The organism is Onishia taeanensis (assembly GCF_900100755.1).
Classification (GTDB): domain Bacteria; phylum Pseudomonadota; class Gammaproteobacteria; order Pseudomonadales; family Halomonadaceae; genus Onishia; species Onishia taeanensis.
This window is the reverse complement of sequence record NZ_FNCI01000011.1, coordinates 30353-55034: the sequence shown is the minus strand read 5'-3', so window position 1 is coordinate 55034 and position 24682 is coordinate 30353. Positions and strand designations below refer to the sequence as shown.

At 64.6% G+C, this 24682-nt stretch carries 24 protein-coding genes and 1 tRNA gene; 10 read left to right on the top strand and 15 right to left on the bottom strand.

Annotation, left to right across the window (positions count from 1 at the left end; genetic code table 11):
• Positions 1 to 174: 174 nt before the first annotated feature.
• Positions 175 to 972 (bottom strand): TlpA family protein disulfide reductase, encoded by a 798-nt coding sequence (locus BLR71_RS12900; RefSeq protein ID WP_092527109.1) that lies wholly within the window; start codon positions 970 to 972, stop codon positions 175 to 177.
• A 243-nt stretch (positions 973 to 1215) separates the two neighbouring features.
• On the opposite strand from BLR71_RS12900, the gene BLR71_RS12895 reads away from it, so the two are divergent.
• Complete coding sequence (locus BLR71_RS12895) at positions 1216 to 1776, top strand: YceB family lipoprotein (protein ID WP_092527106.1); 561 nt, start codon at positions 1216 to 1218, stop codon at positions 1774 to 1776.
• 161 nt (positions 1777 to 1937) lie between these two features.
• On the top strand, positions 1938 to 2153 hold the full coding sequence (locus tag BLR71_RS12890; RefSeq protein ID WP_092527103.1) for a hypothetical protein: 216 nt from the start codon (positions 1938 to 1940) through the stop codon (positions 2151 to 2153).
• Positions 2154 to 2172: 19 nt separating this feature from the next.
• On the opposite strand, the gene BLR71_RS12885 is transcribed toward BLR71_RS12890, so the two are convergent.
• From BLR71_RS12885 to BLR71_RS12870, 4 genes are all read right to left on the bottom strand, one after another.
• Positions 2173 to 2586, bottom strand: coding sequence for a VOC family protein (locus BLR71_RS12885; protein WP_092527093.1), 414 nt, complete (start codon positions 2584 to 2586; stop codon positions 2173 to 2175).
• 224 nt (positions 2587 to 2810) lie between these two features.
• On the bottom strand, positions 2811 to 3623 hold the full coding sequence (gene dkgB, locus BLR71_RS12880; RefSeq protein ID WP_092527091.1) for a 2,5-didehydrogluconate reductase DkgB: 813 nt from the start codon (positions 3621 to 3623) through the stop codon (positions 2811 to 2813).
• Positions 3624 to 3752: 129 nt separating this feature from the next.
• Positions 3753 to 4439: a type 1 glutamine amidotransferase domain-containing protein gene (locus tag BLR71_RS12875; protein WP_092527088.1), complete on the bottom strand. Its 687-nt coding sequence runs from the start codon at positions 4437 to 4439 to the stop codon at positions 3753 to 3755.
• 209 nt (positions 4440 to 4648) lie between these two features.
• On the bottom strand, positions 4649 to 5137 hold the full coding sequence (locus BLR71_RS12870) for a hypothetical protein (RefSeq protein WP_092527085.1): 489 nt from the start codon (positions 5135 to 5137) through the stop codon (positions 4649 to 4651).
• A 223-nt stretch (positions 5138 to 5360) separates the two neighbouring features.
• Between BLR71_RS12870 and BLR71_RS12865 the strand changes: the two genes are divergently transcribed.
• Entirely contained in the window at positions 5361 to 5699 is a 339-nt protein-coding gene (locus BLR71_RS12865; protein WP_092527083.1) for a hypothetical protein, read from the top strand.
• A 131-nt stretch (positions 5700 to 5830) separates the two neighbouring features.
• On the opposite strand, the gene BLR71_RS12860 is transcribed toward BLR71_RS12865, so the two are convergent.
• From BLR71_RS12860 to speB, 6 genes are all read right to left on the bottom strand, one after another.
• Entirely contained in the window at positions 5831 to 7276 is a 1446-nt protein-coding gene (locus tag BLR71_RS12860; protein ID WP_092527080.1) for an aldehyde dehydrogenase family protein, read from the bottom strand.
• A gap of 52 nt (positions 7277 to 7328) precedes the next feature.
• Complete coding sequence (locus tag BLR71_RS12855) at positions 7329 to 8078, bottom strand: MBL fold metallo-hydrolase (RefSeq protein ID WP_092527077.1); 750 nt, start codon at positions 8076 to 8078, stop codon at positions 7329 to 7331.
• Entirely contained in the window at positions 8075 to 9391 is a 1317-nt protein-coding gene (locus tag BLR71_RS12850) for a purine-cytosine permease family protein (RefSeq protein ID WP_092527074.1), read from the bottom strand. The genes BLR71_RS12855 and BLR71_RS12850 overlap by 4 nt, the downstream gene beginning before the upstream one ends.
• 73 nt (positions 9392 to 9464) lie before the next feature.
• The gene (locus BLR71_RS12845; protein ID WP_092527071.1) at positions 9465 to 11084 is read right to left on the bottom strand and encodes a 5-guanidino-2-oxopentanoate decarboxylase; all 1620 of its coding nucleotides are present in this window, start codon (positions 11082 to 11084) and stop codon (positions 9465 to 9467) included.
• Positions 11085 to 11095: 11 nt separating this feature from the next.
• Positions 11096 to 12481: a YjiH family protein gene (locus tag BLR71_RS12840; protein ID WP_092527068.1), complete on the bottom strand. Its 1386-nt coding sequence runs from the start codon at positions 12479 to 12481 to the stop codon at positions 11096 to 11098.
• Between the two features lie 116 nt (positions 12482 to 12597).
• Complete coding sequence (gene speB, locus BLR71_RS12835; RefSeq protein WP_092527065.1) at positions 12598 to 13548, bottom strand: agmatinase; 951 nt, start codon at positions 13546 to 13548, stop codon at positions 12598 to 12600.
• 281 nt (positions 13549 to 13829) lie between these two features.
• On the opposite strand from speB, the gene BLR71_RS12830 reads away from it, so the two are divergent.
• A complete protein-coding gene (locus BLR71_RS12830; RefSeq protein WP_092527049.1) occupies positions 13830 to 15299 on the top strand; it encodes a sigma-54 interaction domain-containing protein in 1470 nt (489 codons plus the stop codon).
• Positions 15300 to 15338: 39 nt separating this feature from the next.
• Here BLR71_RS12830 and BLR71_RS12825 read toward each other — a convergent pair whose 3' ends face one another.
• From BLR71_RS12825 to ispB, 4 genes are all read right to left on the bottom strand, one after another.
• The gene (locus tag BLR71_RS12825) at positions 15339 to 16373 is read right to left on the bottom strand and encodes a proline racemase family protein (RefSeq protein WP_092527046.1); all 1035 of its coding nucleotides are present in this window, start codon (positions 16371 to 16373) and stop codon (positions 15339 to 15341) included.
• Positions 16370 to 17521: a zinc-binding dehydrogenase gene (locus tag BLR71_RS12820; protein WP_092527288.1), complete on the bottom strand. Its 1152-nt coding sequence runs from the start codon at positions 17519 to 17521 to the stop codon at positions 16370 to 16372. The genes BLR71_RS12825 and BLR71_RS12820 overlap by 4 nt, the downstream gene beginning before the upstream one ends.
• Positions 17522 to 17843: 322 nt before the next feature.
• Positions 17844 to 17920, bottom strand: a tRNA-Pro gene (locus BLR71_RS12815).
• A gap of 115 nt (positions 17921 to 18035) precedes the next feature.
• Positions 18036 to 19010 (bottom strand): octaprenyl diphosphate synthase, encoded by a 975-nt coding sequence (gene ispB, locus BLR71_RS12810; RefSeq protein ID WP_092527043.1) that lies wholly within the window; start codon positions 19008 to 19010, stop codon positions 18036 to 18038.
• Positions 19011 to 19272: 262 nt separating this feature from the next.
• On the opposite strand from ispB, the gene rplU reads away from it, so the two are divergent.
• The 6 genes from rplU to murJ all read left to right on the top strand — a co-directional run bounded on the left by rplU (position 19273) and on the right by murJ (position 24615).
• Entirely contained in the window at positions 19273 to 19584 is a 312-nt protein-coding gene (rplU, locus tag BLR71_RS12805) for a 50S ribosomal protein L21 (protein ID WP_092527040.1), read from the top strand.
• A gap of 33 nt (positions 19585 to 19617) precedes the next feature.
• Positions 19618 to 19875: a 50S ribosomal protein L27 gene (gene rpmA, locus BLR71_RS12800; RefSeq protein ID WP_092527038.1), complete on the top strand. Its 258-nt coding sequence runs from the start codon at positions 19618 to 19620 to the stop codon at positions 19873 to 19875.
• 87 nt (positions 19876 to 19962) lie between these two features.
• Entirely contained in the window at positions 19963 to 21153 is a 1191-nt protein-coding gene (gene cgtA / locus BLR71_RS12795; protein ID WP_092527037.1) for an Obg family GTPase CgtA, read from the top strand.
• 54 nt (positions 21154 to 21207) lie between these two features.
• Positions 21208 to 22347, top strand: coding sequence for a glutamate 5-kinase (gene proB, locus BLR71_RS12790; RefSeq protein WP_092527036.1), 1140 nt, complete (start codon positions 21208 to 21210; stop codon positions 22345 to 22347).
• Positions 22348 to 22563: 216 nt separating this feature from the next.
• Complete coding sequence (gene rpsT, locus BLR71_RS12785) at positions 22564 to 22830, top strand: 30S ribosomal protein S20 (RefSeq protein WP_092527035.1); 267 nt, start codon at positions 22564 to 22566, stop codon at positions 22828 to 22830.
• A gap of 174 nt (positions 22831 to 23004) precedes the next feature.
• Positions 23005 to 24615 carry a murein biosynthesis integral membrane protein MurJ gene (murJ, locus tag BLR71_RS12780; protein ID WP_092527282.1) on the top strand — a complete coding sequence of 537 codons (1611 nt, stop codon included), beginning with the start codon at positions 23005 to 23007 and terminating at the stop codon, positions 24613 to 24615.
• Positions 24616 to 24682: the final 67 nt, after the last annotated feature.

The window sequence follows — 24682 nt, the reverse complement described above, 5'->3', positions numbered from 1 at the left end:
CTGAAAGGGTCGATGCGCACGTAGCCGGCACAAAGCGGCCGACGACGACAGGGCGCGGTATCTTACAGCAAAGCGGGGCGCGGCTTAAGTGGGCAAGGCGCCTGCCGGAAAAGCGAGGGCCGCATGCCGATGAGGTCATGCGGCCTTAGGCAGAACGAGTGGGCAGAATCCCGTTCAGCGCGTCGTCCAGGCCTCGAGCTGGGCCCGGCTGAGCTCGCCGACATGGCGCTCGACCAGCCGGCCGTCGGCATCGAAGTAGAGGCTGGTGGGCAGCCCCGGTGACTCGACGATCACGCCCAGGCGCTGCTGCGGGTCGAGCAGTGTCTGGTCGAAGCCTAAGTCGTTATCGTCCAGGTAGCGCACCACCTGCAGCAGCTCTTCCCCCTGGTTGGCGGCGACCACGGTGATGTCATCGCGACGGGCGACGTCGGCGAGCAGCGGCATTTCGCGCAGGCAGGGCGGGCACCAGGTGGCCCAGAGGTTGATCAACACCGGCTGGCCCTCGAGCGATGCAAGCTCGATGGGCTCGCCGTCGAGGTTCTCGAGCGTCAGCTCGGGCAGGGTTTGCAGGCTGGCGCTCGATCCCAGTGGGTTCCAGCCGACCAGCGCCAGCCACAGCACCGAGCAGCCCAGCAGCAGCGCCAGGCCGCCCAGCATGCGCCCCATATGGGCCCGCAGCGTCCAGCCCGTCCAGGCGCTGGCGGCGGCGAGCCCCGCCAGGCCCATATAGCCGGGCTGCCAGAACTTGAGGGCATCCAGCGGCGCGGCGGCGAAGCTGTCGAGGTGGGTGAGCACATACCCCAGGCGCGCCGCCACCAGCCAACTCAGCAGCAGGCCATTGAACCAACGGGCATGGGCGCGCCTTGGCAGGCCAAGCAGCACCAGGCTGAGGACCAGCAGGACGAGCGCTGCCGCCAGGGCATAGAGGCGCGGTAGCGAGATCAGCAGCGGACCGATGGCCAGGGCATCCATGTCGTCGGGCTCCGATAAGTAGCGAATATCAGCGGCGAAAAAGGACGAGCGAGCGGCAGGCACGCCGGCGCCGCGTGGCAAAGAGTCGCGCTTAGCCTACTGCCTCGCCCGATGGCTGTCACGAATGCCTGTCACTAATGCCGTCCATAAAGAGAGCGGCCTATAGCGCAAAGGCGCGCTGGCGCTTGGCGACAGGGCAAGAATGGGACAGGATGGCCGCATCCCTCTGCCGGAGTCTGTCCCATGCGCCATCTCGTTCCCCTGATCTTGATTTGCCTGCTTGGCCTGAGCGGCTGCTCCTCGCTGTCCTATTCGGTCAGCGAGGAGGCGCTGCAGCAGGAACTGACGGCGGCCGTGAAAGATTTCGACCGGACCCAGCTCAAGGCCGGCTCACCGCTGTCGCTGCGCCTCGAGTCCACCGATCTCGCCGTTGGCCCGGACGGTCGCGACGTGGTGCGTATCGCGGTGGCCGGTCGTGTCGCCGTCAACGCCTTCGCGTCCAACTTGCCCGCCGATGTGTCGCTGAGCCTCGAGGGCATGCCTTATTACGATAACGACGAGAGGGCGATCTATCTGCGTCGCCTGACGCTGCTCGACAGCCGCATCGATGCGCCCTGGCTGCCGGTGGATATCGCGCCGGTCACCGACATGGTGGTGCGCCTGGTCGCCCAGACCCTGGAGAGCGTGCCGGTGTATCGCCTGGACCCGGACGCCATGGGCTGGGGGTGGAAGGAGCGCCTGGCTTCGCGAGCCGTGACCCTGGATATCGAGCCCGGCAGGCTGGTGCTGAAGCCGGGGCTCTAGACGACCCGGCCCCTTTGCATTGGGTATCATGAGGCTTGGCGAGGGTGGCGTCTCAGTCTGACACTTTTTTTATCCGAGACTGTTTTATCCGAGATTTTTTATCCACACCCCCTCGCCTGCTCAAACGATCCACACTCAGATGATTCACACCGGGAGCTCTCATGGCCAAGCCTGCCTTCGACATCCTGCGCGCGCTGGCAATTGCCAGTCAGGCCGTTGGCCTGATCGCCGTCATTACGCTTGAAACCGTGATGGGCGACGCCGCTCGGCCCTGGCAGGGGCTGACGCTCGGGCTGATGATCGCCGCAGCACTGGTGCTGGCGGTGGCGCGAACCTACCGGCGAAATCGCCAGCGCAAGCAGTCAGATCGCGGCTGAGGGCGCGCTCACCGGGCGCTCAGGCGCCCGTGGCGGCGGGCCGGATGTTGACCGGCGCACAGCGCCTAGGGTCGATGGTGACCACCTGCAGATGATGCCCCTCGGGCAGAGGGCAGCTCAGCACCCGCCAGGCGCAGCCGGGGGAACTGCTGCCCTGGCTCTGATAGAGGCGGGCGCCGCGGGCGGTCATGCGCTCACATAGCGCGGGAAAGTCGGCGTCGGGGATTTCGAGGGTCATGCGGCGTGGCAGTGAGGGCGTTTCGCTCTTCACCAGCATCAGTACCTGGGTATGCCCTCGGGCATCGCTGCCCAGCTCGAAAACCGCCCCGGTGGGGGTAGCGATCAACAGCGGCAGCAGCTCGCCGAAGACCTGGGTCAGCGCATCGAGATCACGAACCCTGAGGGTTGCCTTGTCCAGAGAAAGGCGCTGCATCGTGGCCACCTGATTGCCGTGTCTATGCCGTGAGTGTTGCCCACGGCGAGGTGCAGTGCCGCTGAATTGTCGCTATGTGTGTGAGTGGCTGGGTCTATCGAGCCGAAGGGCAGATGCAAAAAAGGGGCGGTGGCTGATGGCCGCCGCCCCTTTTTATATCGCCTTATACGCTCGTATCTCGTCGCTAGATCAGATACGAACGATGCGGCTACCGTGCTTCGCGATCAGTCCCAGTCGGGGGCGAAGTCGGGGTTGGCGATGCGCTCGCCCCGGTCGAGCGTGGCGATTTCTTCAAGCTCGTCGTCGCTAAGGGTAATCTTCAGCGCCTCGATGTTGCTCTTGAGGTGATCGGCCTTGGTGGACGACGGGAAAGTCACGATATCCAGCGCCTGAAGCCAGGCCAGGGTGACCTGTGCCGGGGTGGCATCGTGGTTGGCGGCGATGCGCTTGAGGGTGTCGTCTTCCATCACCTTGCCCACGGCCAGCGGCATGAAGGCTGTGACCGCGATGTCGTGGCGCTTGCAGTGCTCCACCAGTGCGCGGTTCTGCAGGAAGGGATGGACCTCGATCTGGTTGGTCAGCAGTACGCCTTCGCCGAGGATATCCACGGCCTGGTCGATTTGCGCCATGGTGAAGTTGGATACGCCGATATGACGAGTCTTACCAGCCTTCTGTACCTCACGCAGAGCGGTGAGGTAATCGCGCATCGGCACCTCATCGTTCGGCGACGGCCAGTGGATCAGCAGCAAGTCGACGTAATCGGTACCGAGCTTTTCCAGGCTCTCGTCGACGCTCTTCTTGAGATCATCGGGCTTGAGGGTGTCGTGCCAGACCTTGGTGGTCAGGAAAATCTCGTTACGCGGCACCGAACTCTCGGCGATCGCCTGGCCGACCTCGGCCTCGTTGCCATACATCTGGGCCGTATCGATATGACGATAGCCCTGCTCCAGGGCGTTGCTGACGGCGCTCTTGAGGGTATCGCCCTTAAGACGGAAGGTGCCGAGCCCGGGATTGGGAATAACGCTGTGCTGAGTCATGCAACCTCCGTAACAGTGATCAAGATTCGAGCCTGGCGAGTCGCTCTCACCATGCTCGATAGCTGACTAATAAACCTTGGGATCATCCCGCCGGATTCAAGGGCGGGATGAGAGGCGTCGATGACGACCTCAGAGGCCGAGCGCCTCGAGCAGTACCTTGGCCACCGGCTCGGAAGAGGGCGGGTTCTGACCGGTGATGAGGCGGCCATCCTGGCGAGTGTAGGGCGTGAAATCGTCGGCCTTGGAGTACACGCCGCCGCAGCCGATCAGCGCATCCTCGACCAGTTGGGGCACGATCTCGGTCAGGCCCACGGCGTCTTCCTCGCCGTTGGTGAACCCGGTGACCTCGCGGCCCTTGACCAGCGGCTCGCCTGACTCATCGCGTGCATTGAGCAGCACGATGGGCGCATGGCAGACCGCTGCCACCGGCTTCTGCTGAGCCCAGAAGGTCTCGATCAGGCGGATCGAATCGGCATCGTCGACCAGGTCCCACAGCGGGCCGTGACCGCCCGGGTAGAAGATGGCGTCGAAGTCGTCGGCCTTCATCTCGGACAGGCGATGGGTGTTGGCCAGCTCGGCCTTGGCAGCATCGTCCTGCTTGAAGCGACGGGTGGCATCGGTCTGGCTGTCTTCGGCGTCACTCGCGGGGTCCAGCGGTGGCTGACCGCCCTGGGGGGAGGCCAAAGTTACCTCGGCGCCGGCATCCAGGCAGGCGTAGTAGGGGGCTGCCAGCTCTTCGAGCCAGAAACCGGTCTTCTTGCCGGTGTCGCCAAGACGGTCGTGAGAGGTCAGTACCATCAGAATGCGTTTGCTCATGAAAGCTCCTGGTGATGGTTTGGAAAAAGGTGACGACTGTTACCTCGCCGCCCGCGGCGGCGAATTAATAATAGCCACTCTAGAGGCTGTCACCGTATTCGAGAACTGATGAATACTGATACGAGATATGCAGTATGCGCATATGAGGGGCGGGAACTCTTCTTGAATAGCGGGCCCGCACGCGAGGCGCTTGGGAAGGCGAGCCTGTTTTAACGGCCGATACCGAGGCGGCTTCGGTAAGCCTTGGCAAGCCAGAGTGCCAGCAGGGTCAAGGCCAGAGCGGCAAGCATCAGGGCCCAGATGACCAGCAGTGGCGTCTCGAGTTTGCCGAGCGGCCCATCCCGGTAGCTGCCGTGCCACAGGGTTCCCTGCACCAGCCAGAAGCCAAGGGCGCCGATCAGCGACTGGTGGAGATGGCGTATCAGCAAGAACCCCCAGGCCAGACACCAGCCAATGGCGACCACCAGCGGCCCGGCTGCCAGCCAGCCAAGGCCCTGTGCTTGCCAGATGACGCCGGCGCCCACCGCCAGCACGCCGATCAGTACCGCGATCGCCAGTGAGATCAGGCACTCCCTGAGCCAGGCCGGCTGAGGTGGGCGGCCTGGCGCCGTCGCTGCCGAGGACGCCGTGGCGGTCGAGGAAGCATTGGTTGTCGAGGAAGCATTGCTCATCGAGAGCGTGAAAGGGTGTAGCGCCATGCATCACCTAGCCAATAGCGAATTCAGTAAGTTTATCCCTACAGGGTTCTTATTGAGCTGGCAACGCCGGCGCCGTCATGGGCCCTCCAGCACAAGAGCGAGGGTGGCTGTCGGAATGCCATGGGTAAGATACACTCAACCTGTAGTACCCCGTTGCGGGGTGGTCGGCAAGACCGGCAGAACGCACGTTGGCAAGACAACAATTCCCTTGAAAGGAGCCGAGATGCAGCCGCTTAGCTATTACTACGTCAATGTACTGGAAGCGATGGAGAAGCCCTGCGACGTCCCCGCCGCTGAGCGCCAGGAAGGCTTCGACCTGCTCTATCAGCAGGGTGGGCGAGTGGAAATCGACCTCATGCAGCAGGCCGAGCAGGCCCTGGCAAAGGGAGCGCCTTTCCACTGGCACGAAGCGATCGATGCCGAGCAGCAACAAAAGCTGCGCCGCGCGCTCGAGGATCAAGACCCGGCCAAGATTCACAAGCTGCTTCATCGCAACGGCTATGCCAGCGTCCTCTATCACCACGCCCGCACCCATTTTTCCCCGGTGCCAGGCGCCGCCTGATGGCCCGCGCCTTCGACGACGGGCCGTCGCATCGAACCTAACCAAGCGAACGAAAAAAGAGACCGCCTCGGCGGTCTCTTTTTTGCGGACGCAGGGGTGACGGCGCGTCGTTGGGGTGACCTTGACGAGGTTCAGGCCGGCCCCACGATATGCTTGACCTCGAGATAGCCGGCCAGCCCCCAGGGGCCCAGCTCGCGGCCAATGCCGCTGATGCCGAAGCCGCCCCAGCCCGTTTCGGGCAGCACCAACTGCTCGGTATTGAACCAGATACTGCCCGCCCTGAGGGCGCGGCCGACGCGCTTGGCGCGCTCGGCGTCGCCGCTGATCACGGTGGCGGCAAGGCCAAACGCCGAGTCGTTGGCCAGCGCAATCGCTTCTTTTTCACTTGCCACGCTTCTGGCGCACAGCACCGGGCCGAAGATTTCCTCGCGCCACAGGCGGCTGTCGGTCGGCACGTCGCGATACAGCGCCGGGGCGACGAAGAAGCCCTGATCCGGCAGGGTGCGATGGCGGGCGTCGCGGACGGCCTCGAGCCCTTCGCGTTCGGCCTGCGCCAGGTAGGACAGCACGGCATCGCGCTGGCGTTCGCTGGTCATCGGGCCCATGTCGGTGCCCTCATCCAGCGGGTCGCCCAGCGTCAGCGCGTCGATACGTTCGCCGAGGGCGGCATACAGCGGCTCGCTGATCGCCTCGTGGACGATCAGGCGCGAGGTGGCCGAGCAGATCTGGCCGCTGTTGAAGAAGATGCCGGCCATCACCCAATCGGCGGCCTGCTCGACGTCGGCATCGTCGAGCACCAGGATCGGCGACTTGCCGCCGAGCTCCAGCGACACGCCGCGCACGCCACGGGCGGCGGCCTGCATGATCTTCTCGCCGACCACATTGCTGCCGGTGAAGGAGAGTTTGTCGATGCCGGGATGCTGGCTCAGGGGCGCGCCGATGCCGTCGCCGTCACCGTTGAGCAGGTTGAGCACACCGGCGGGCAGACCGATCTCGAGGGCGATATCGGCCAGCGCCAGCTCGGGCAGCGGTGTGACTTCCGACGATTTGAAGACTGCGGTACAGCCGGCGGCCAGTGCCGGGGCGAGCTTCCAGGCGCTGGTCACCAGCGGGAAATTCCAGGGCGCGATCAGGCCGACCACGCCGGCGGGATCTTCATAGCAGCGGGCTTCGACGCCGTCCATGGCATGTTCCACCAGGCGCCCCTGCCGGGCCTCCAGAGCGCGGGCCTGACCGGCATAGTAGCGGTAGCAGGCGATGGCATCGTCCAGGTCGATGCCGGCTTCCATCAGCGCCTTGCCGTTATTGGTGGACGAGAGCCGGGTCAGCGTCTCGCGGCGTGCGCTCAGGGCCTCGGCGAAGGCGTCCAGATAGTCGCCACGGGCATTGCCGCCAAGGGCTTCCCAGGCGGGCTGCGCCTGACGGGCCGCGGTAACGGCGGCCCCGACATCGGCCGGGTCGCCGGCGGTGACTTCGGCGATCACCGTTTCCCGAAACGGGTCCATGACGGCCAGCCGGCGCTGACTCTGGCTGGCCACCCAGTGATTGTTGATGAACTGCTGGTCAATCTTTTGCATGACGCGCTCCGTCATAAGTCGAGAGATGGGTCTAGAGAGGTGGGGCGAGAGGTCATTGATCGTGATGGGCAAGCCAGTCGTCGATCATGGCGTTCAGCCGCTCGCCAGAAAAGCTCGGGAAGTGGCCGCCGTGAACGGTGCGGGCCGGCAGGGCGCGCAGGCGCCGCATGCTGGCGGCATAGTCAGCGAGATTGCTGTGCCAGGCGTCCTCGATCAGCGGGCCGTCATAGACCAGGTCACCGGAGATCAGGGTAGCGGTGGCGGCTTCCCAAAGGGCGATGCCGCCGGGCGAATGGCCCGGCGTGTGAATGACCTCGAAGCGTCGGTCGCCCAGGTCGATGACGTCGCCATCTTCGAGGTGGGCGATCTTGGGTGGTACTGGGATGCGATAGCCGCTGTGGGCATAGGGCGCCGGAGGCAGGGCGTCGAACATCTCATCGTTGAGAAAGGCATCGGCCAGGGTGCGAGCGTTATCCGGCGCGGCGAGGATATCGGCTTCGGCGGCATGCACGTGGCAGCAGTCGAACTCGCTGGCCGCCCCGATATGATCGAAGTGGGTGTGGCTGGCCACGCCGACCAGGTCGTGCTCGGCGAGCAGCGCGACATGCCGGCGCAGGGGCACGGCACCCAGGCCGAAGTCCACCAGCAGATCGCGGTCGCGTCCTCGGACATGCCAGATATTGCAGCGGAAGAACGGCTTGATCCAAGGCTCGTCGATCAGGGTGATGCCATCACTCAGGCGCTGGGTGCGATACCACTGATCCGGCGCGATGCGCTCGAGGCGCGAGGACGTTGAACTCATGCGCGGGCCTTCTGCTGGCGCCTGGACAGCTTGCTGATGACGAAGTAGAGCGTCCCAGTTAGCACGAATACCGGCAGCGATGCGCCGAAGCTCAGCGGCGCGACCCAGTTCCAGTAGTAGGCGAGAACCGCCCCGACCACGTAGCAGCCGAGCGCCTGCGGATTGATCGCCGGCAGGGTCGCGGCGTCCGTGATCAGGTGCTTGGGCGTGTAGCGGTCGCGGTCGACCAGGAAGTAGTCGACGATCATCAGCGAGAAGGCCGGGATGAAGACGCTGCCGATAATCAGCAGGAAGGTCTGGAACTGGTCGAGGATGCCAGGAATCAGCGAGCCCAGCACCGAGATGACGCCGATGATCAGGGCCGGCTTCCAGAAGGGGCTCTGGGTGCGCACGCTCATGTACGACAGGGTCGCGCTGTAGACGCACATCACGTTGGTGGTCAGCACCGAGAAGAAGATCACCAGGGCGGCGGGCAGTCCGAAGCCGAAGCTGCTCAGCAGCTGGGTCGGGTCATAGGTCTGCGGGAAGCCGATCGAGACCGACAAGGCCGAGACCGTGGCGCCAAGGCCCATGGCGATCAGGGTGGCGGTGACATAGCCGGCCCAGGTGCCGATGACCGCGGCCTTGGGCGAGCGGCAGTGGCGGTTGTAGTCGGCGGCCAGCGGAATCCACGAAAAGGCGGTGGCGATGATGATATCGAAGGCCACACCGGCACCGAGGGCGCCCGTCGCTTCCATGTCGGTGATCGAGGGAAGGTCGTAGTTGCGGGCCAAGGCGAACACCACCACCCCGGACAGCAGCAGCATCAGCACCGCGGCAAGCTTTTCCGCCTTCTCGATGCCCAGGTGGCCACGCAGGGTGATCATTACCACCAGTGCCTCGCATAGCACCGTGAACAGCGCGACGTTGGAATAGCCGGTCAGGCTCGAGACGGCATAGTCGAGGCTCATGCCGGCCAGCAGCGCCTGGATCCAGCTCCAGGCGATCAGCGCGAACAGGTTGACCCAGGCCGGGAACATCGCCCCCAGTCGCCCGAATGTGCCGCGCGCCAGCACCATGGTGGTCATGCCGGTCTGCTGGCCCATCAGGCCGATTAGCACCAGCGGGATGATGCCGACCGCAGAGCCGATCAGCACCAGCAGCATGGCGTGCTGAAAGCTCAGGTCAGGCACCAGCAGCATGCCGGTAAGGATGGTGGTGACCACCACATTGGCACCCAGCCACAGGGCGAAGGTGCCGGGCATGCCCAGGCTGCGTTCGACGTTATCGGCGGCCAGGGTGTCCTGGCCGAAGGGTGACGAGGATTGGCTCATTGTTGTTGTCCTTATCAAGAGTTGGGGTGAAACGGGATCTGTCGATGCCATGCAGCCTTACAGATCGAGACCCTCAGCCGGTGGACCAGCGATGGGCATCTATCTCGATCAGCAAGGGGCCCTGTTCGGGGCGCTGCGCCAGGGCCTTGGCGAGACTTGCAGGATCCTCGACCCGGGTGGATAGGCAGCCAAAGCCATTGGCCAGGGTCTGAAACTCGGGAGCATGCAGGTTGACGCCGATCGGGGTGACGCCGTTGGCGGCCATGTAGCGACGAATCTCCTCGTAGCCCCCGTTGTGCCACAGCAGAATCACCACCGGCAGGCGCTCCTCTACGGCGGTGGCAATTTCTGAGAGCGTGAACATCACGCCGCCATCGCCGACCATCGCCACCACCGGCAGGTCCGGGCGAGCCAGCTTGGCGCCGAGGGCCGCGGGCAGGCCGTAGCCCAGGGTGCCGTAGCCTGTCGAGGCGTTGAAGAAGCGCCGCGGCTCGGACTTGGTGACCAGATGATTGGCGGCGTAGACCGGCGCGCAGGAGTCGCCGACGAGGATCGCCTCGGGCATCACCTCGTTCAGGGTGTCGAACAAGGGCACGAAGGGCGCGAACGCCGGGTCCAGGGGCAGCGCCAGGGCTTCCAGCGCCGCGGCGGTGCGCACCTGTCCCTGACGCAACAGGGCCGTCGGGAAGTGGGCCAGCAGCGCTTCGAGAGTGGCGCCGGCATCGGCGATCAGGCCAAGGGAGAGCGACTGGTTACGCACCAGCTGCTCGGGGTCGAGATCGACCCGGATCAGCCGGCCCGTCAGCAGGAAACCATCGTCGAACACCACATCGTAGTCGGTCTCGCCGAGTTCGGTGCCGATGGCGAGAATCACATCGGCATCATGGGCCAGCTCGCGCACGGCGGGCAGGGCGGCATTGGCCCCCAGATCGAGCGGATGGCGTGGCGAGGGCGATGCGCCATCGCCGTTCCCCAGCAGCCCCTTGGCGTTGATGGTGGTGACGGTTGGCGCATCCAGGCGCTCGACCAGCGCGCGGGCCGCCTCGGGTGCCGCGACGCAGCCACCGCCCAGCAGTACCAGCGGACGCTTGGCGTCATGCAGCCAGGCAGCGGCGGTGGCGAGCCCGGCGGGGTCCGGTGCCGGGCGATGAATGGCTGGGGCGCTCCACTGGGTGGGCGCCGACACCTCGGCATCGAACAGATCGATGGGAATCTCGATATGCACAGGCCCCGGGCGCATGCCATTGAAGACTGCGAAGGCCCGGGCCAGCACCTCCGGCAGGGCCGCCGGATCGAGCAGGGTATGGCTGAAACGGGCGACGCCGGCCAGCAGCTGCTGCTGGCTTGGCAACTCGTGCAGCCGCCCCTGGCCGCGCCCCAGGGTGTCGCGGCGATTGACGCTCGAGACCACCAGCATCGGCACCGAGTCCGCCAGTGCTTGGCCCATCGCCGTGGCGATATTGGTCATGCCTGGGCCGGTGATGATGAAGCAGACCCCGGGCTTGCCGGTGGCGCGGGCATAGCCGTCGGCCATGAAGCCGGCGCCCTGTTCGTGGCGCGGCGTGATGTGGCGCAGGCCGCTGTCGGCGAGGCCCCGGTAGAGCTCGACGGTATGCACGCCGGGGATGCCGAAGACGGTATCGGCGCCGTAACGGTCGCGCAGCAGGGCGATGAGCAGCTCGGCACAGGTCATGTCAGCACTCCTCAAAAGACGAAGACGTGGGCGATCAAGGCAATGATCGGCAGGGTGATGGCGGTACGCAGCAGGAAGATGACCACCAGTTCCCAGAGCTTCAGCGGGATCTTCGACTTGAGCAGCAGGGCACCGATTTCCGACATGTAGATCAGCTGGGTCAGCGACAGGCAGGCGATCACGAAGCGGGTCAGTTCGCTGTCGATGTCCTTGGCCAGCACCGCCGGCAGGAACATATCGGCGAAGCCCACCAGCGTTGCCGGTGCGGCGGCCGCGGCATCGGGAATCTGCAGCCACTCGAGCACCGGCACCATCGGGTAGGAGAGCCAGGTGAACAGCGGCGTGAATTCGGCGAATACCAGCGCCACGGTGCCAATCGCGATCACCAGCGGCAGCAGGCCGAGGAAGATATCGGCGACGTTGAAGAGCGCAACGCGCACCAGCGCGCGGGGGCCGGGTGCCGTTTCGGCGCGAGCCACGGCGATGCTCAGGCTGTAGCGGAAAAGGCCCATGTCGCCGGTGCTTTCTTCGGCGATCTGGCAGCCGACCGGCTCATGGTAGGTGTTTGCCTTGCGCGACAGCGGCGGCAGGCGCGGGACGATGATCGCCGCGATAAGCCCCGACACCACCACGGTCAGATAGAACGGCACGAACAGGTGGTTGATGCCGATGAAGCTGGTCACCAGCAGCGCGAAGGCGATCGACACGATCGAGAAGTTGGTGGCGATGGCCGCCGCTTCGCGCCGATTGTAGTAGCCCTGCTCGTACTGCTGGGTGGTGATCAGCACGCCAACGGTGCCCGACCCCATCCAGGAAGCCGTAGCGTCGATGGCGCTGCGACCGGGCAGGCCGAAGATCATTCTAAACGGCTTGCGCACCAGGCTGCCGATGAACTCCATGAAGCCGAAGTCGACCAGCAGTGGCAGCAGAATGGCCGCGAAGAAGAAGAACGTCAGCAGGACCGGCGCCAGGTCGTTGAGCATCACCCCACCGGTGTAGGCGGCGGTGATAAAGGAAGGGCCGACCTGGAAGTAGGTCATCAGCGCGAACAGCGCGCCGAGGCCGCGCATGGCGAACCACAGCGGCGCTACATCGAAGAGCTCCTTGCCGATGCCCTGCTGGCCCCAAGCGGGCTTGCCGAACTTGACCACGGCGGTGAGCACCACCGACAGGCAGAGCACGAACACCGCGATGGCCGGCAGAGTATCGCCCAGTGCCGCCTTCAGGCCGTCGGCCATCAGGCCCATGCCGATATTGATGGTGTCGTTGACCGAAAACGGCACCAGGAACAGGCCGACCCCCAGCAGCGAGGGGATTAGAAACTTCAGCAGCCCTCGGCGGTTTATCGGTTCGGGATCGGTGGCAATCTCGTCGGTCGCGTCTAGTGATGAAGACATGAGGTATTCCCTATTGGAGTTGTATTGGGCTTAGGGTGTGTAGTGCGTGATTCAGGCCCGATGGCCAGCGGTGTCGCTGGCCGGGTCAGTCGTGGGGTGCCTTGAAGCCTGAGCCGTCAGTCGCGATGCATGACGCCCGGCAGCACGCAGAGCATTTCGTAAAGCAGGGTGGCGCCCATCAGCGCGGTATTGCCGCTGGTGTCGTAGGGCGGCGCGACTTCCATCAGGTCGCCGCCGACCACGTTGAGGCCGCGGGCGCCGCGCACGATCTCCATGCCCTGGGGCATGGTCAGGCCGCCCGCTTCCACGGTGCCGGTGCCCGGTGCGAAGGCCGGGTCGAGGCCGTCGATGTCGAAGGTGATGTACACCGGGCCATCGCCCATCTGCTCGCGTACCTCAGCCATCAGCGGCTCGAGGGACTTGTGCCAGCACTGCTCGGCGGTGACCACGCGGAAGCCCTGGTCGCGGCACCAGTCGAAATCCTCGGCGGAATAACCGGTGCCGCGCAGGCCGATCTGCACGACGCGGCGGCTGTCGAGCAGGCCTTCTTCCTGGGCGCGGCGGATCGGCGTGCCGTGGGCGATGGGTTCGCCGAACATGTGATCGTTGACGTCGGCATGGGCGTCGATATGGATCAGCCCCACCGGGCCGTGCTTTTTGGCAATGGCGCGCAGCACCGGCAGCGTCACGGTGTGGTCGCCGCCCAGGGTGAGCGGCACGCAGCCGTGGGCGAGCACCTCATCGTAGAAGTCGCTGATGATGTCCATGCTCTTGGGCAGGTGGAAGGTGTTGATCGGCACATCGCCGATATCGGCGACCTGCAGGCTGTCGAAGGGCGCCGCGCGAGTCGCCATGTTGTAGGGGCGCAGCATGCGGGACTCGTCGCGAATCTGACGCGGCCCCAGACGGGCACCGGGGCGGTTCGAGGTGCCGATATCCAGCGGAATGCCGATGAAGGCGGCGTCGAGGCCGGCGGCGGTTTCCTGGGTCGGCAGCCGCATCATGGTGGCCGGGCCGCCGAAACGTGGCATGTCATTGCCGCCCAATGGCTGATTGAAGTCGCTCACGTCCTGCTCCTTGTTCTTGGTGTCGGTAGTCAAGGCTTCTCGCGTAAGGCGTCCTGGTCGCGAGTCCGTCCTTGTTCAAAAGACCTTGCAAAGCGTCCTGGCGCGTCGTGACGGTCAGGCGCCTCTCTATAGGGAGTAGTAGAGCAGGAAACGTGCCAACTTTTATGTCATTGAATTTCAACGAGTTGAGTTGCCCATGATGCAGTTATGCATTGCCTGGCGGGCTGTGTTGATGCATTGTCGTATCGTTGATTCAACAATGTATCGCCGGAGGGCGTCTCATGAGCGAGCTGGACAGTGCCATTCTCAGCACCATCATCGATACCGCCCATGATCACTTCTTCGTGGTCGATGCCAGCGGCCAGGTGCGGGATGTAAGCCCAGGGGCCGCTGCCGTCTATGGCATGTCCTGCGAGGCACTGCGTGGCAGCAATGTGCGGACCCTGGTCGAGCAGGGCGTGCTCAAGCCGTCGGTGAGTCTCGAGGTGATTCGCACCGGCAAGCCGGCGCAGCTGCTGCAGCATACCGGCACCGGCCGGCGGGTGGTCGCCCAGGCACATCCGGTGTTCAGCGAGGGGCGGCTGGCCTGCGTGGTCAGCCGCTCGATGGATTTAACCGACCTTCAACTGCTGCAGGAGGAGTACGCCCTGCTGCAGCAGCGCTTCAGCGACCACCTCAAGCGCAGCGTCGGGGAGAGCGCGGTTCCCGGCGAGCAGGACCCGGCACTGGCGGGCCTGGCGGGCGTGCTGGAGGTGCGCAGCAGCGTAATGCAGGAAATCGCCCTGCTGCTCAAGCGTGTCGCCCCCACCGATGCCAATGTGCTGATGCTGGGCGAGTCCGGCGTCGGCAAGACCGCCTTCGCCCGGCAACTGCACCGCTGGAGCGCGCGGGGCGAGGGGCCCTTCATCGACGTCAACTGCGGCGCCATTCCCGAGAGCCTGTTCGAGTCAGAGATGTTCGGCTATCAGCCGGGGGCCTTCAGCGGCAGCAACCCCAAGGGCAAGGCGGGGCTCCTCGAGCAGGCGGCCGGTGGCACGCTGTTCCTCGATGAAATCGGCGAACTGCCGCTCGCCATGCAGACCAAGCTACTCAAGGTGATTCAGGACGGCAGCCTGATGCGGCTGGGCGACACCACGCCGCGGCGGGTCGACTTCCGGCTGGTGGTAGCTACCAACCAGAACCTGGCCGAGGCCGTGGAGGAAGGCCGTTTCCGGCTCGACCTCTACTACCGGCTGAACGTGATTCCCGTGACCCTGCCGCCGCTGCGGGAGCGTCGCGAGGATATTCCCGGCTTGGTCGAGCGCCAGCTCAAGCAGCTCAACCGTCGCTATGGCGGCGACAAGATTCTCGACAGCGGCGTTTGGCAGGAGCTGATGGGACGCGACTGGCCGGGCAACGTGCGCGAGCTTGAGAACTGGCTGGAGCGCGCCTGGCTTTCTGCCGCGGGCCGGGTGATCGCAACGCCCGAGGGCGATGCCCTGGCGGCGGTCAACGACCCCTCTGTCAGTGAGGGCCTGGCGACTGCGCCCGGCATAGGTGCCAGGCCAGCTGCCGCCGGTGAGCAAGCGAGCCGGCTGGCCGAGGGCGAGGGGCTCAAGGAGGCCATGGCGCGTATCGAACGCGACATTCTGGCCTCGCTGTGCGGTGAGCTTGGCAGCAGCTATGCCATCGCCGAACGGCTGGGCATCAGTCAGCCAAGCGTGGTGCGCAAGATGCAGCGCCACGGGCTGCGTATCAGCCCGGCGTCATAGGGCTTGCCTGGCGCCTGTTCTTTCTTCCTTCCTGTCGCTTTAGTCCTGCTTAAGGATATGGCGAAGCCCTTGGCACTCGACCATCGGGTCGTCACAGTTGACGACGATCTCCGAGCGGGCCAGTACATAGCTCTTGCCGGTGATGGTGTTTTCCACCACCGCCTGGCTGCCTTCCTGGTGGGTGCCGGTGAACTCACCGATAAAACCGGTCTCGCGCAGCGAGACGGTTTCCAGCCGGTCGCCCGGCTTGATGCGGCCCTCGTGATGCATCAGGGCCAGGCGCGCGGATGTGCCGGTACCGGTGGTGCTGCGACAGATCACGCCGGGATGCACATAGGTGGTCGAGCGCGAACGATAGAAATCGTCGGCGATCTGCTCGACAGGCCCCATGAAGTGCAGGAAGGGCAGCGGGCCGACGTCGCCCAGGCTGTAATGAGAGAAGCCGCGTTCGGCTTTAATAGCCTCGACGATCTTGTGGGCACAGTCAGCCAGTGCCCGCTCTTCTTCGCGCACCAGCGAGAAGCCGAGCTCGGCGGCATCCACCAGCGCATAGAAACCGCCCGAGTAGGCAATCGAATAGGTGACCTTGCCGATGCCGGGCACCTGAATGCTGGCCTGGTAGGTGTCGATATAGCTGGGCAAGCCCTCGCAGGTGATGGCTTCGACCACCCCGTTCTCGACGCGCGCGTCGATCTGAACGAGCCCCGCCGGCGACTCCAGCTTGAACTGCTGGTGTCCTTCCTGCTTCTGCACGATGCCGCTTTCCAGTACCGCCGTAGCGGTACACAGGGTGTTCGACCCGGAATAGATGGGATAGCCCATCACCTCCATGATGATGTAGCCCGCCGCGGCCGCCGGGTCGGTGGCCGGCACGATCAGGTCTACCGACATCTCCGGAATGCCGTAGGGCTCCTCCAGCAATAGCCGGCGCAGGCCGTCGGCGTCATCGCGCAGGTAGTGCATCTGCTCGCGCACGCTGGCGCCGGGCAGCGGTGCGATGCCGCCGATGACGATGCGGCTGACGTCGCCGCCGGCGTGGGTGTCGATCAACTGAAAGCTCAGCGGCTGGCTCATTGCGCGCTCTCCTGCGGGGCGTCTTTAAGGGCGAAGGGGGCGCCGTGCTTGGCCCACTGGGCATCGGGCACGATCACGATCTTGCCCAGGTAGTTGCTGCCGCGATTGACGAAGTAGCGTTCGGCGTCGTGCAAGGCCGAGAGCTTGAAGGCGGCGTGCAGCACCGGCTTGAGCTGGCCGCTGCGGATCCACTCGACGAGCTGTTCGGCTTCCGCGCGGGTGCCGTGGGAGACGCCGAAGATCTGCACCTGATATAGGTAGATGCGTGTCCACATGATCTCGCTCAGGTTGCCACCGCTGGCGCCGGCAATCGACAGGCGCGGGTAGCTGCTGCGCTTTCGCATGTCGAAGATCATGGTATCGATGAAGCGGTCGGTCATCTCGCCGCCGACCAGATCCATCACCGCATCGATGGGCGCACCGCCGGTCACGGCCTTCACCTGCTCGGTAAAGTCCGCCATGTCGCTACGGTCGAGTACGGCTTCAGCGCCCAGTGCGAGCAGGGCCTCGGCCTTGTCCGGCTGGCTAAGGGCGTAGGGAATTGCCCCGACGATGCGGCACAGCTGGATCAGCGCCGTACCCACGCCACCGCTGGCACCGGTGACCAGCACCCGCTCGCCGGCCGAGACCCGAGCGGAGGTCATCATGTGATAGGCGGTCTGATAGGAGCACATGCCCATGGCGGCCAGTTCGGCGTCATGTAGCCCCGGGTTGCTGACCGCATGAAACTGATCCGAGGGCACGGCGATGTACTCGGCGAAGCCGCCGTCGGCGCCGTGGCCATAGTAATCTGGCACCAGGTTCAGGTCGTGGCGCTCATCCGGGTAGAGGTTGAAGTCGAGAAGGCCGCGCTCGCCGATCCGCACGCTGGCCACGCCGTCACCCACCGCCACCACATGGCCGACCACATCGGCGCCCTGGATGCGCGGGAAGGTCAGCGTCGGTGAGCCGCCCATGGCAAAGGAGGTGACGTCGCCCTTGTCCTTGGTGGGGTATAGCCCCTCGCGGGCTTTGCGGTCGGTATTGTTCTTGGCCGTTGCGGTGACGCGCACCAGTACCTCGCTGGGGCCAGGCTTTGGCACCGCGACGTCATCCTGGTAGACGAGCTTGTCGATGTCGCCATGGCCGGTCAGCAACATCGCGGCCATGGTGGTGGGTAGCTGATCGGTCGGTGTGTCGGCAGGCACAGCGGGTCTCCTCTTGTCGTCAGATAGTTAGCGTTGTCGAGCATCTAGCCGACAATATGCACCCGAAGAGTAGCCGTGAGGAACCCCATGCGCAGGGGGAATCATGCCGGAGGTGGCTGATGCGGCGACTTGATCTGCGGAGGGGGGGGGGGATAAAGCCGGAGAGGCAGGAAGGAGGTTGGGCTCGGTGCTGCGGTAGGCGGCCTATTAGGAATCTAGGCAGTGCCCAACGAAAAACGGCCACCGCTCTGATGAGCTAAGTGGCCGTTTCTACTGAATTCTGTGGTCGGAGTAGCAGGATTCGAACCTACGACCTCTGCCTCCCGAAGGCAGCGCTCTACCAAGCTGAGCTATACTCCGATGTGTGAGCCGTGCGGCCCAACGGAGACGCATTATACGGATCCGCTGGTGTTATGCAAGCCCTAACGCTGGTTGGGCTTTTTCCGTTTATCGGCCACCCGTGCCGGTCGGTGGCTCAAGTCTGGCGGTCGACTGCCAAATGGGCCAGTTCGGCCATGGTATCGCGATAGACACTGGGCGGCAGGGCGTCGAGTTCGGCTAGGGCTTGGTCGGCCATGGCTTCGGCCCGCTCGCGGGTATATTCTAGCGCGCCGGTCTCGCGCACGATGGTGAGCACTTCCTCGAGGTGGTCAAGGCCACCTTCGCGGATCGCGCGACGGATCAGCTTGGCCTGCTCGGGGCTGCCCTTGGCCATGGCCTGGATCAGCGGCAGGGTCGGCTTGCCTTCGGCGAGATCATCGCCGACGTTCTTGCCCATAGCCTTGGCATCGCCCTGATAGTCGAGCAAATCGTCGACCAGTTGGAAGGCCAGGCCCAGGTAGCGGCCGAAGCGCTGCAGAGCGGCTTCCTGCTCGGCGTTAGCGCCGGCGAGAATCGCGCCGCTGTGGCTGGCGGCCTCGAAGAGCATGGCGGTCTTGCCCTGGATGGTCTCGAAGTAGGCGGCTTCGTCGATGTCGGGGTTGCCGATATTGGTCAGCTGCAGTACTTCGCCTTCGGCGATGGTGCAGGTCGCGCCGGATAGCACTTCCATGACCCGCATCGAGCCCACTTCGACCATCATCTGGAAGGAGCGGGAATAGAGGAAGTCGCCGACCAGCACCGAGGGTGCGTTGCCCCAGGCATCGTTGGCGGTGGTCTTGCCGCGGCGCATGTGCGATTCGTCGACCACGTCGTCGTGAAGCAGCGTCGAGGTGTGCATGAACTCGATCAGCGTCGCCAGGTGGATATGGCGGTTGCCGTCGTAACCCAGCGAACGGGCAGCCAGCAGCACCAGTATCGGGCGCAGCCGTTTGCCGCCGCTTTCGATGATGTAGTTGCCGATGGTTTCGACGAGCGGGACCCGGGAGGCCAGCTGGGCCAGGATGGTGCGGTTGACGGCGGCGAAGTCCTCGGCCACCGCCGCATGAATAGGCGACGCTGTAGGCTGCATGGGCTAGCTGCTTATATAAAGGTGGGAGTCGGCCTTCGTGAGCACTGTGGGCCTGTATGATGGCGCTTATGCTATGGGCCCCCCGTTAGGGCGTCAAGCTGGGGCAGTTCGCTATAATAGAGGCCGACTTGCTTGACAGGTGCGAGGCGATTATAATCCCGCACCCGACTCATCATGCTCCCTGTCAGATGGCTGCCAAAAGGGGCGCCACTCGCCGCAGGTCGATGAAGAGCTCAACCCGATGAGTGTTTGGAGATACGCTATGTACGCAGTTATCAAGAGCGGTGGCAAGCAGTACCGCGTTCAGGAAGGCCAGACCCTGAAGCTCGAGAAGCTGGAAGTGGCCACCGGCGAAAGCCTGCAGTTTGACGAAGTGCTGATGGTCGCCGACGGCGATGACGTCAAGGTTGGCGCTCCGCTGGTCGAAGGTGCCAAAGTGGCGGCAGAAGTCGTCTCTCATGGCCGTGGCGATAAGGTGTCGATCATCAAGTTCCGTCGCCGTAAGCACTCCATGAAGCGTCAGGGCCACCGTCAGTGGTTCACCGAAGTCAAGATCACTGGTATCTCTGCCTAAGCGCAGCGGTTCCCCTTACAGGAGGTTTTCGTAATGGCACATAAGAAGGCGGCGGGCTCTACCCGCAACGGTCGCGATTCCGAATCCAAGCGTCTTGGTGTGAAACTGTTCGGCGGCCAGGCCGTCGCACCGGGTAACATCATCGTGCGTCAGCGTGGCACCAAGTTCCACGCCGGCACCGGCGTTGGCATCGGCAAGGACCACACCCTGTTCGCTCTGGACGAAGGCGTGGTCAAGTTCGAGACCAAGGGTCCGAAAAGCCGCAAGTTCGTGACAGTCGTCTCTGCCTGAGACGCCGCGAACCTGCAGTGAAAAAGGCCCCGCCCCGGCGGGGCCTTTTCGTATCATGACGGTAATATCCCGTCAGGAGAGTGAGAGATGCAGTTCCTCGACGAAGCCTCGGTCATCGTTGAAGCCGGCAATGGCGGCAACGGCTGCCTGAGCTTCCGGCGCGAGAAGTACGTGCCCAAGGGTGGCCCGGATGGCGGCGATGGCGGCCATGGTGGTTGCGTCTACCTGATCGGTGACGACGCCCTCAATACCCTGATCGACTTCAAGTACCAGCGCTTTTACAAGGCCCCGAACGGACGGCCCGGTCAGGGTCGGCAGATGAGCGGCCGCGCCGGCGAGGATCTGCACGTCAAGGTGCCGGTGGGGACCACGGTGATCGACGAGGATACCCTCGAGGTGATCGCCGACGTCACCGAGATTGGTCAGGTGGTGCTAGTCGCCCAGGGCGGCCGCCGGGGGCTTGGCAATATCCATTTCAAGTCTTCGACCAATCGCGCGCCGCGCCGTACTACGCCGGGCACCGAAGGCGAGCGCCGCAACCTGCGCTTCGAGATGAAGGTGATGGCGGATGTCGGCCTGCTGGGCATGCCCAATGCCGGCAAGTCGACCCTGATTCGTGCCGTCTCGGCGGCCAAGCCCAAGGTCGCCAACTATCCGTTCACCACTCTGGTGCCGAACCTTGGGGTGGTGAAGCTCGGTCAGCATCAGCACTTCGTGATGGCGGACGTGCCGGGGCTGATCGAAGGCGCCTCCGACGGCGCCGGCCTCGGTCTGCGCTTCCTCAAGCACCTGACCCGTACCCGGCTGCTGCTGCACGTGGTTGATGTGGCGCCCTTCGACGAGACCGACCCGGTGGAGTCTGCCGAGGCGATCGTGCACGAGCTCGAGACCTTCTCTCAGGCGCTGTCCGAGCGGCCGCGCTGGCTGGTGCTCAATAAGCTCGACCTGCTTCCCGAAGAAGATCAGCAGGCGGTGGCCGACAAGATCGTCGAGCGCCTCGGCTGGCAGGGGCCGGTGTTCCGTATCTCGGCCATCTCCGGTGAAGGCTGTGATGCGCTGGTGCAGGCGGTCTATCGCTGGCTGACCGAGCAGCGTCGCCTCGAAAATGAGGACGAGGCCGTCGCCGAGCACGAGCGTGACATGCGTGAGCGCATGGAGCGAGAATCGGTAGCGCGCACCGAGGCGCGGCTGGGTCGCAAGCGCAAGACCTTCGGCGAAGATGATGATGACGATTTCGACGACGATGATTACGATGTCGAAGTCGAATACGCGCCCTGACCGCCGAGTAGGCTATGTCATGTCGCGTGCGGTGTCTTTTCGGGAGAGCAGGGAATGATGGCCAGTGAGCAGGCGCCGGGGCGGGATGCTCTGGCCGGTGCGCGGCGCGTGGTGGTGAAGATCGGTAGCGCCCTGTTGACCAACGACGGCCGCGGCCTCGATGAGGCGGCGATTGGCGGCTGGGTCGACCAGATTGCCGAGCTGCACCGTCGCGGCATAGAAGTGGTGCTGGTATCTTCCGGCGCCGTGGCCGCCGGCATGGTGCGTTTGGGCTGGCAGGCTCGGCCCAGTGCCGTGCATGCGCTACAGGCCGCCGCTGCGGTGGGCCAGAACGTGCTGACCGAGTGCTATGAAGGCCACTTCGACCGGCATGGTGTGCTCACTGCACAGATACTGCTCACCCACGATGATCTCTCTAACCGCAAGCGTTACCTCAATGCCCGCTCGGCGTTGCGCACGCTGGTCGAGCTGCGGGTGGTGCCGGTGGTCAACGAGAACGACACCGTGGTTACCGACGAGATCCGCTTCGGCGATAACGATACCTTGGGTGCTCTTGTGGCCAACCTGCTCGAAGCCGATGCGCTGATCATCCTTACCGATCAGGAAGGGCTTTTCGACGCCGATCCGCGCCATAACCCTGAGGCGAGCCTGATTCCCGAGGCCCGCGCCGATGATGCGCGGCTGACGGCGATGGCCGGTGGCGGCGGTGCGCTAGGGCGTGGCGGCATGGCTACCAAGGTGCGTGCGGCGCGCCTGGCAGCCCGTTCCGGCACAGTCACCGCCATTGCCAGTGGTCGCCAGCCCGATGTGCTGACGCGTCTGGCGGAGGGTGAGCGCTTGGGTACGCTGCTGCGTCCGGAGCAGGCCCCTATTGCGGCCCGCAAGCGCTGGCTTGCCGGTCAGTTGCAGGTGCGTGGCCGCCTGACGCTGGATGCCGGAGCCGTAACGGTGCTGCGTGAGCGGGGCTCGAGTCTGCTGCCGGTCGGGGTCAAGGCGCTCAGCGGCGGCTTCGTGCGCGGCGACATGGTGGAATGTGTCGATGAGCAGGGTCAGCGCATCGCCAAGGGGCTGATCAACTATGGCGCCGACGATGCCGCGCGCATTCTGGGTAAGCCAAGCCACCAGATCGAAAGCCTGCTCGGTTATATGGAAGCCCCCGAGCTGATCCATCGCGACAATCTGGTGGTGATATAAGGCCGATTAGTGAGATGGCCCAGAGGCTCCCGGCCCAGAGACGGCGGGGGCTGTAGCATGGGCAAGGATCGCGTGATAGACTATGCCATCCTCTCAGACACGGCCCGTTTACTTTTACGGCCAAACCGGTTGGGAGCCTTGTGGTTTTCCCAGCAAGGTCAAACACTTATACAGAGTTGCCGGCAAAACCGGTAATGATTCTCCAAGGAGATAACGGTGGCAAACACTAAACAGGCGCGTAAGCGCGCTCGTCAGTCAGAAGCTCGTCGCGTCCTCAAAGCCGGTCAGCGTTCCATGGTGCGTACCTACATCAAGCGCGTCATCAAGGCGATCCAGACCGGTGACCACGGCCAGGCCATGGCAGAGTTCAAGACAGCTCAGCCGGTCATCGACCGCATCGCTGACAAGGACGCGCTGTCCAAGAAAAAGGCCGCTCGCATCAAGAGCCGTCTGAACAAGCGAATTAAGGCGCTGGCTGCGTAAGCCGGACGCTACCTAGGGACATGGGCCGGCGCGCCTCGCGCGCCTGGCATTCGGTCCTCAGGGAAAAAACCGGCTTCGGCCGGTTTTTTTATGGCTGAAACTTTTGGGCCGCGGCGCTTTTAGGCCAGACGTGCTGCGGGCGGCCCGAGCGACATGGATGCCCGCAACGAGGGCATGGGAACACTGAAGGGACGATCGCGCGTGGCTCAGCAAGACTCGACATCTTCGCAAACAGCGAAGCCCGTCGCCCGCGCCGGCCTGCTGCGTTCGGGAATGGTGGTCAGCGTCATGACCATGCTCTCGCGCGTGCTGGGGCTGGTGCGCGACGTGGTCATTGCCGCCTTGCTGGGCGCCGGCAGCGGCGCCGATGCCTTCTTCGTGGCCTTCAAGATTCCCAACTTTCTGCGCCGGCTGTTCGCCGAGGGCGCCTTCAATCAGGCCTTCGTGCCGGTGCTCTCCGAGTACGCGACTCGCCGTACCCGCGAGGAGGTGCGCGAGCTGCTCGATGCGGTGGCCGGCAGCCTGACGGTGGTGTTGGCGCTGATCACGGCGCTGGCGATGCTTGCCGCGCCCTGGTTGGTATGGGTATTTGCGCCAGGTTTCGGCCGCGATCCGACCAAGTTGGCGTTGACCGCCGACATGCTGAGGCTGACCTTTCCGTATCTGTTGTTGATCTCGCTGACCGCTTTTTCCGGCAGCGTGCTCAATACCTGGAATCGCTTCGCGGTGCCGGCCTTTACGCCGGTGTTGCTCAACCTTTCGCTGATCGGGGCGGCGCTGTTGCTGACGCCGCTGATGGATGAACCGGCCATGGCGCTGGCCTGGGGGGTGCTGATCGCGGGTGTCGCCCAGCTCGCTTTCCAAGCGCCCTTCCTTGCCCGGCTGGGGCTGTTGCCCAAGCCTTGGCCGTCGTTCGCCCACGAGGGCGTGCGGCGTGTGCTGCGCCTGATGGCACCGGCGCTGTTCGGGGTGTCGGTCTCCCAGATCAACCTGCTGCTGGATACGGTACTGGCCTCCCTGCTGGCCGCCGGCAGCGTGTCCTGGCTGTATTACTCCGACCGTCTGGTCGAGCTGCCGCTTGGGGTGTTCGGGATCGCCATCGGTACGGTGATTCTGCCGGCGCTTTCCAAGCGCCACGCCGAGCAGTCCGCCGAGCACTTTGCCAAGATGCTCGATTGGGCATTGCGCGCGGTGTTGCTGCTGGGCCTGCCCGCGGCGCTGGCGCTTGGCGTATTGGCCGAGCCGCTGTTGATTACCCTGTTCCACTATGGCGCCATGACCGATCACGACATCGCCATGTCGGCCATGAGTCTGAGGGCCTATGCGCTGGGCCTGGTGGCCTTCATGCTGATCAAGGTGTTGGCGCCGGGCTTTTTTGCCCGCCAGGACACCAAGACGCCGGTCAAGATCGGCATCATCGCCATGGTGGCCAATATGGTCTTCAACCTGATGCTGATCTGGCCCTTGGCGCATGCCGGCCTGGCCTTGGCCACGGCACTCTCGGCCTACCTCAATGCCGGCTTGCTGGCGCGGGGGCTACGCCGCGATGGCGTGCTGGTGTTCCAGCCCGGCTGGGGGCGCTTTGCCCTGCAATTGGGCGGCGGCTGTGCGGTGATGGGGCTGGGGCTCTACCTGCTGTCACCGAACTGGCAGGTGTGGCTCGGCTGGGGGCTGTGGCTGCGGGTCGCAACCCTGGCCGCTCTGGTAGCCGGCGGGGCGCTGGCCTATTTCGCCTGGCTGGCTGCACTGGGCGTTCGGCTGAGCCACTTTCGCTTGAATGGCTAGTGGCGAATGGATAGCAACGGGGCGCCCGCCGGCATGGATAGGCGCCGGCCGGCCTGGCCGTTATAAT

Bases quoted from the DNA above. Each gene is read 5' to 3' on its own strand.
- BLR71_RS12900 (WP_092527109.1), bottom strand. From the start codon at position 972: ATGGATGCCCTGGCCATCGGTCCGCTGCTGATCTCGCTACCGCGCCTC.
- BLR71_RS12895 (WP_092527106.1), top strand. From the start codon at position 1,216: ATGCGCCATCTCGTTCCCCTGATCTTGATTTGCCTGCTTGGCCTGAGC.
- BLR71_RS12890 (WP_092527103.1), top strand. From the start codon at position 1,938: ATGGCCAAGCCTGCCTTCGACATCCTGCGCGCGCTGGCAATTGCCAGT.
- BLR71_RS12885 (WP_092527093.1), bottom strand. From the start codon at position 2,586: ATGCAGCGCCTTTCTCTGGACAAGGCAACCCTCAGGGTTCGTGATCTC.
- dkgB (WP_092527091.1), bottom strand. From the start codon at position 3,623: ATGACTCAGCACAGCGTTATTCCCAATCCCGGGCTCGGCACCTTCCGT.
- BLR71_RS12875 (WP_092527088.1), bottom strand. From the start codon at position 4,439: ATGAGCAAACGCATTCTGATGGTACTGACCTCTCACGACCGTCTTGGC.
- BLR71_RS12870 (WP_092527085.1), bottom strand. From the start codon at position 5,137: ATGGCGCTACACCCTTTCACGCTCTCGATGAGCAATGCTTCCTCGACA.
- BLR71_RS12865 (WP_092527083.1), top strand. From the start codon at position 5,361: ATGCAGCCGCTTAGCTATTACTACGTCAATGTACTGGAAGCGATGGAG.
- BLR71_RS12860 (WP_092527080.1), bottom strand. From the start codon at position 7,276: ATGCAAAAGATTGACCAGCAGTTCATCAACAATCACTGGGTGGCCAGC.
- BLR71_RS12855 (WP_092527077.1), bottom strand. From the start codon at position 8,078: ATGAGTTCAACGTCCTCGCGCCTCGAGCGCATCGCGCCGGATCAGTGG.
- BLR71_RS12850 (WP_092527074.1), bottom strand. From the start codon at position 9,391: ATGAGCCAATCCTCGTCACCCTTCGGCCAGGACACCCTGGCCGCCGAT.
- BLR71_RS12845 (WP_092527071.1), bottom strand. From the start codon at position 11,084: ATGACCTGTGCCGAGCTGCTCATCGCCCTGCTGCGCGACCGTTACGGC.
- BLR71_RS12840 (WP_092527068.1), bottom strand. From the start codon at position 12,481: ATGTCTTCATCACTAGACGCGACCGACGAGATTGCCACCGATCCCGAA.
- BLR71_RS12830 (WP_092527049.1), top strand. From the start codon at position 13,830: ATGAGCGAGCTGGACAGTGCCATTCTCAGCACCATCATCGATACCGCC.
- BLR71_RS12825 (WP_092527046.1), bottom strand. From the start codon at position 16,373: ATGAGCCAGCCGCTGAGCTTTCAGTTGATCGACACCCACGCCGGCGGC.
- BLR71_RS12820 (WP_092527288.1), bottom strand. From the start codon at position 17,521: ATGGCCGCGATGTTGCTGACCGGCCATGGCGACATCGACAAGCTCGTC.
- ispB (WP_092527043.1), bottom strand. From the start codon at position 19,010: ATGCAGCCTACAGCGTCGCCTATTCATGCGGCGGTGGCCGAGGACTTC.
- rplU (WP_092527040.1), top strand. From the start codon at position 19,273: ATGTACGCAGTTATCAAGAGCGGTGGCAAGCAGTACCGCGTTCAGGAA.
- rpmA (WP_092527038.1), top strand. From the start codon at position 19,618: ATGGCACATAAGAAGGCGGCGGGCTCTACCCGCAACGGTCGCGATTCC.
- cgtA (WP_092527037.1), top strand. From the start codon at position 19,963: ATGCAGTTCCTCGACGAAGCCTCGGTCATCGTTGAAGCCGGCAATGGC.
- proB (WP_092527036.1), top strand. From the start codon at position 21,208: ATGATGGCCAGTGAGCAGGCGCCGGGGCGGGATGCTCTGGCCGGTGCG.
- murJ (WP_092527282.1), top strand. From the start codon at position 23,005: ATGGGAACACTGAAGGGACGATCGCGCGTGGCTCAGCAAGACTCGACA.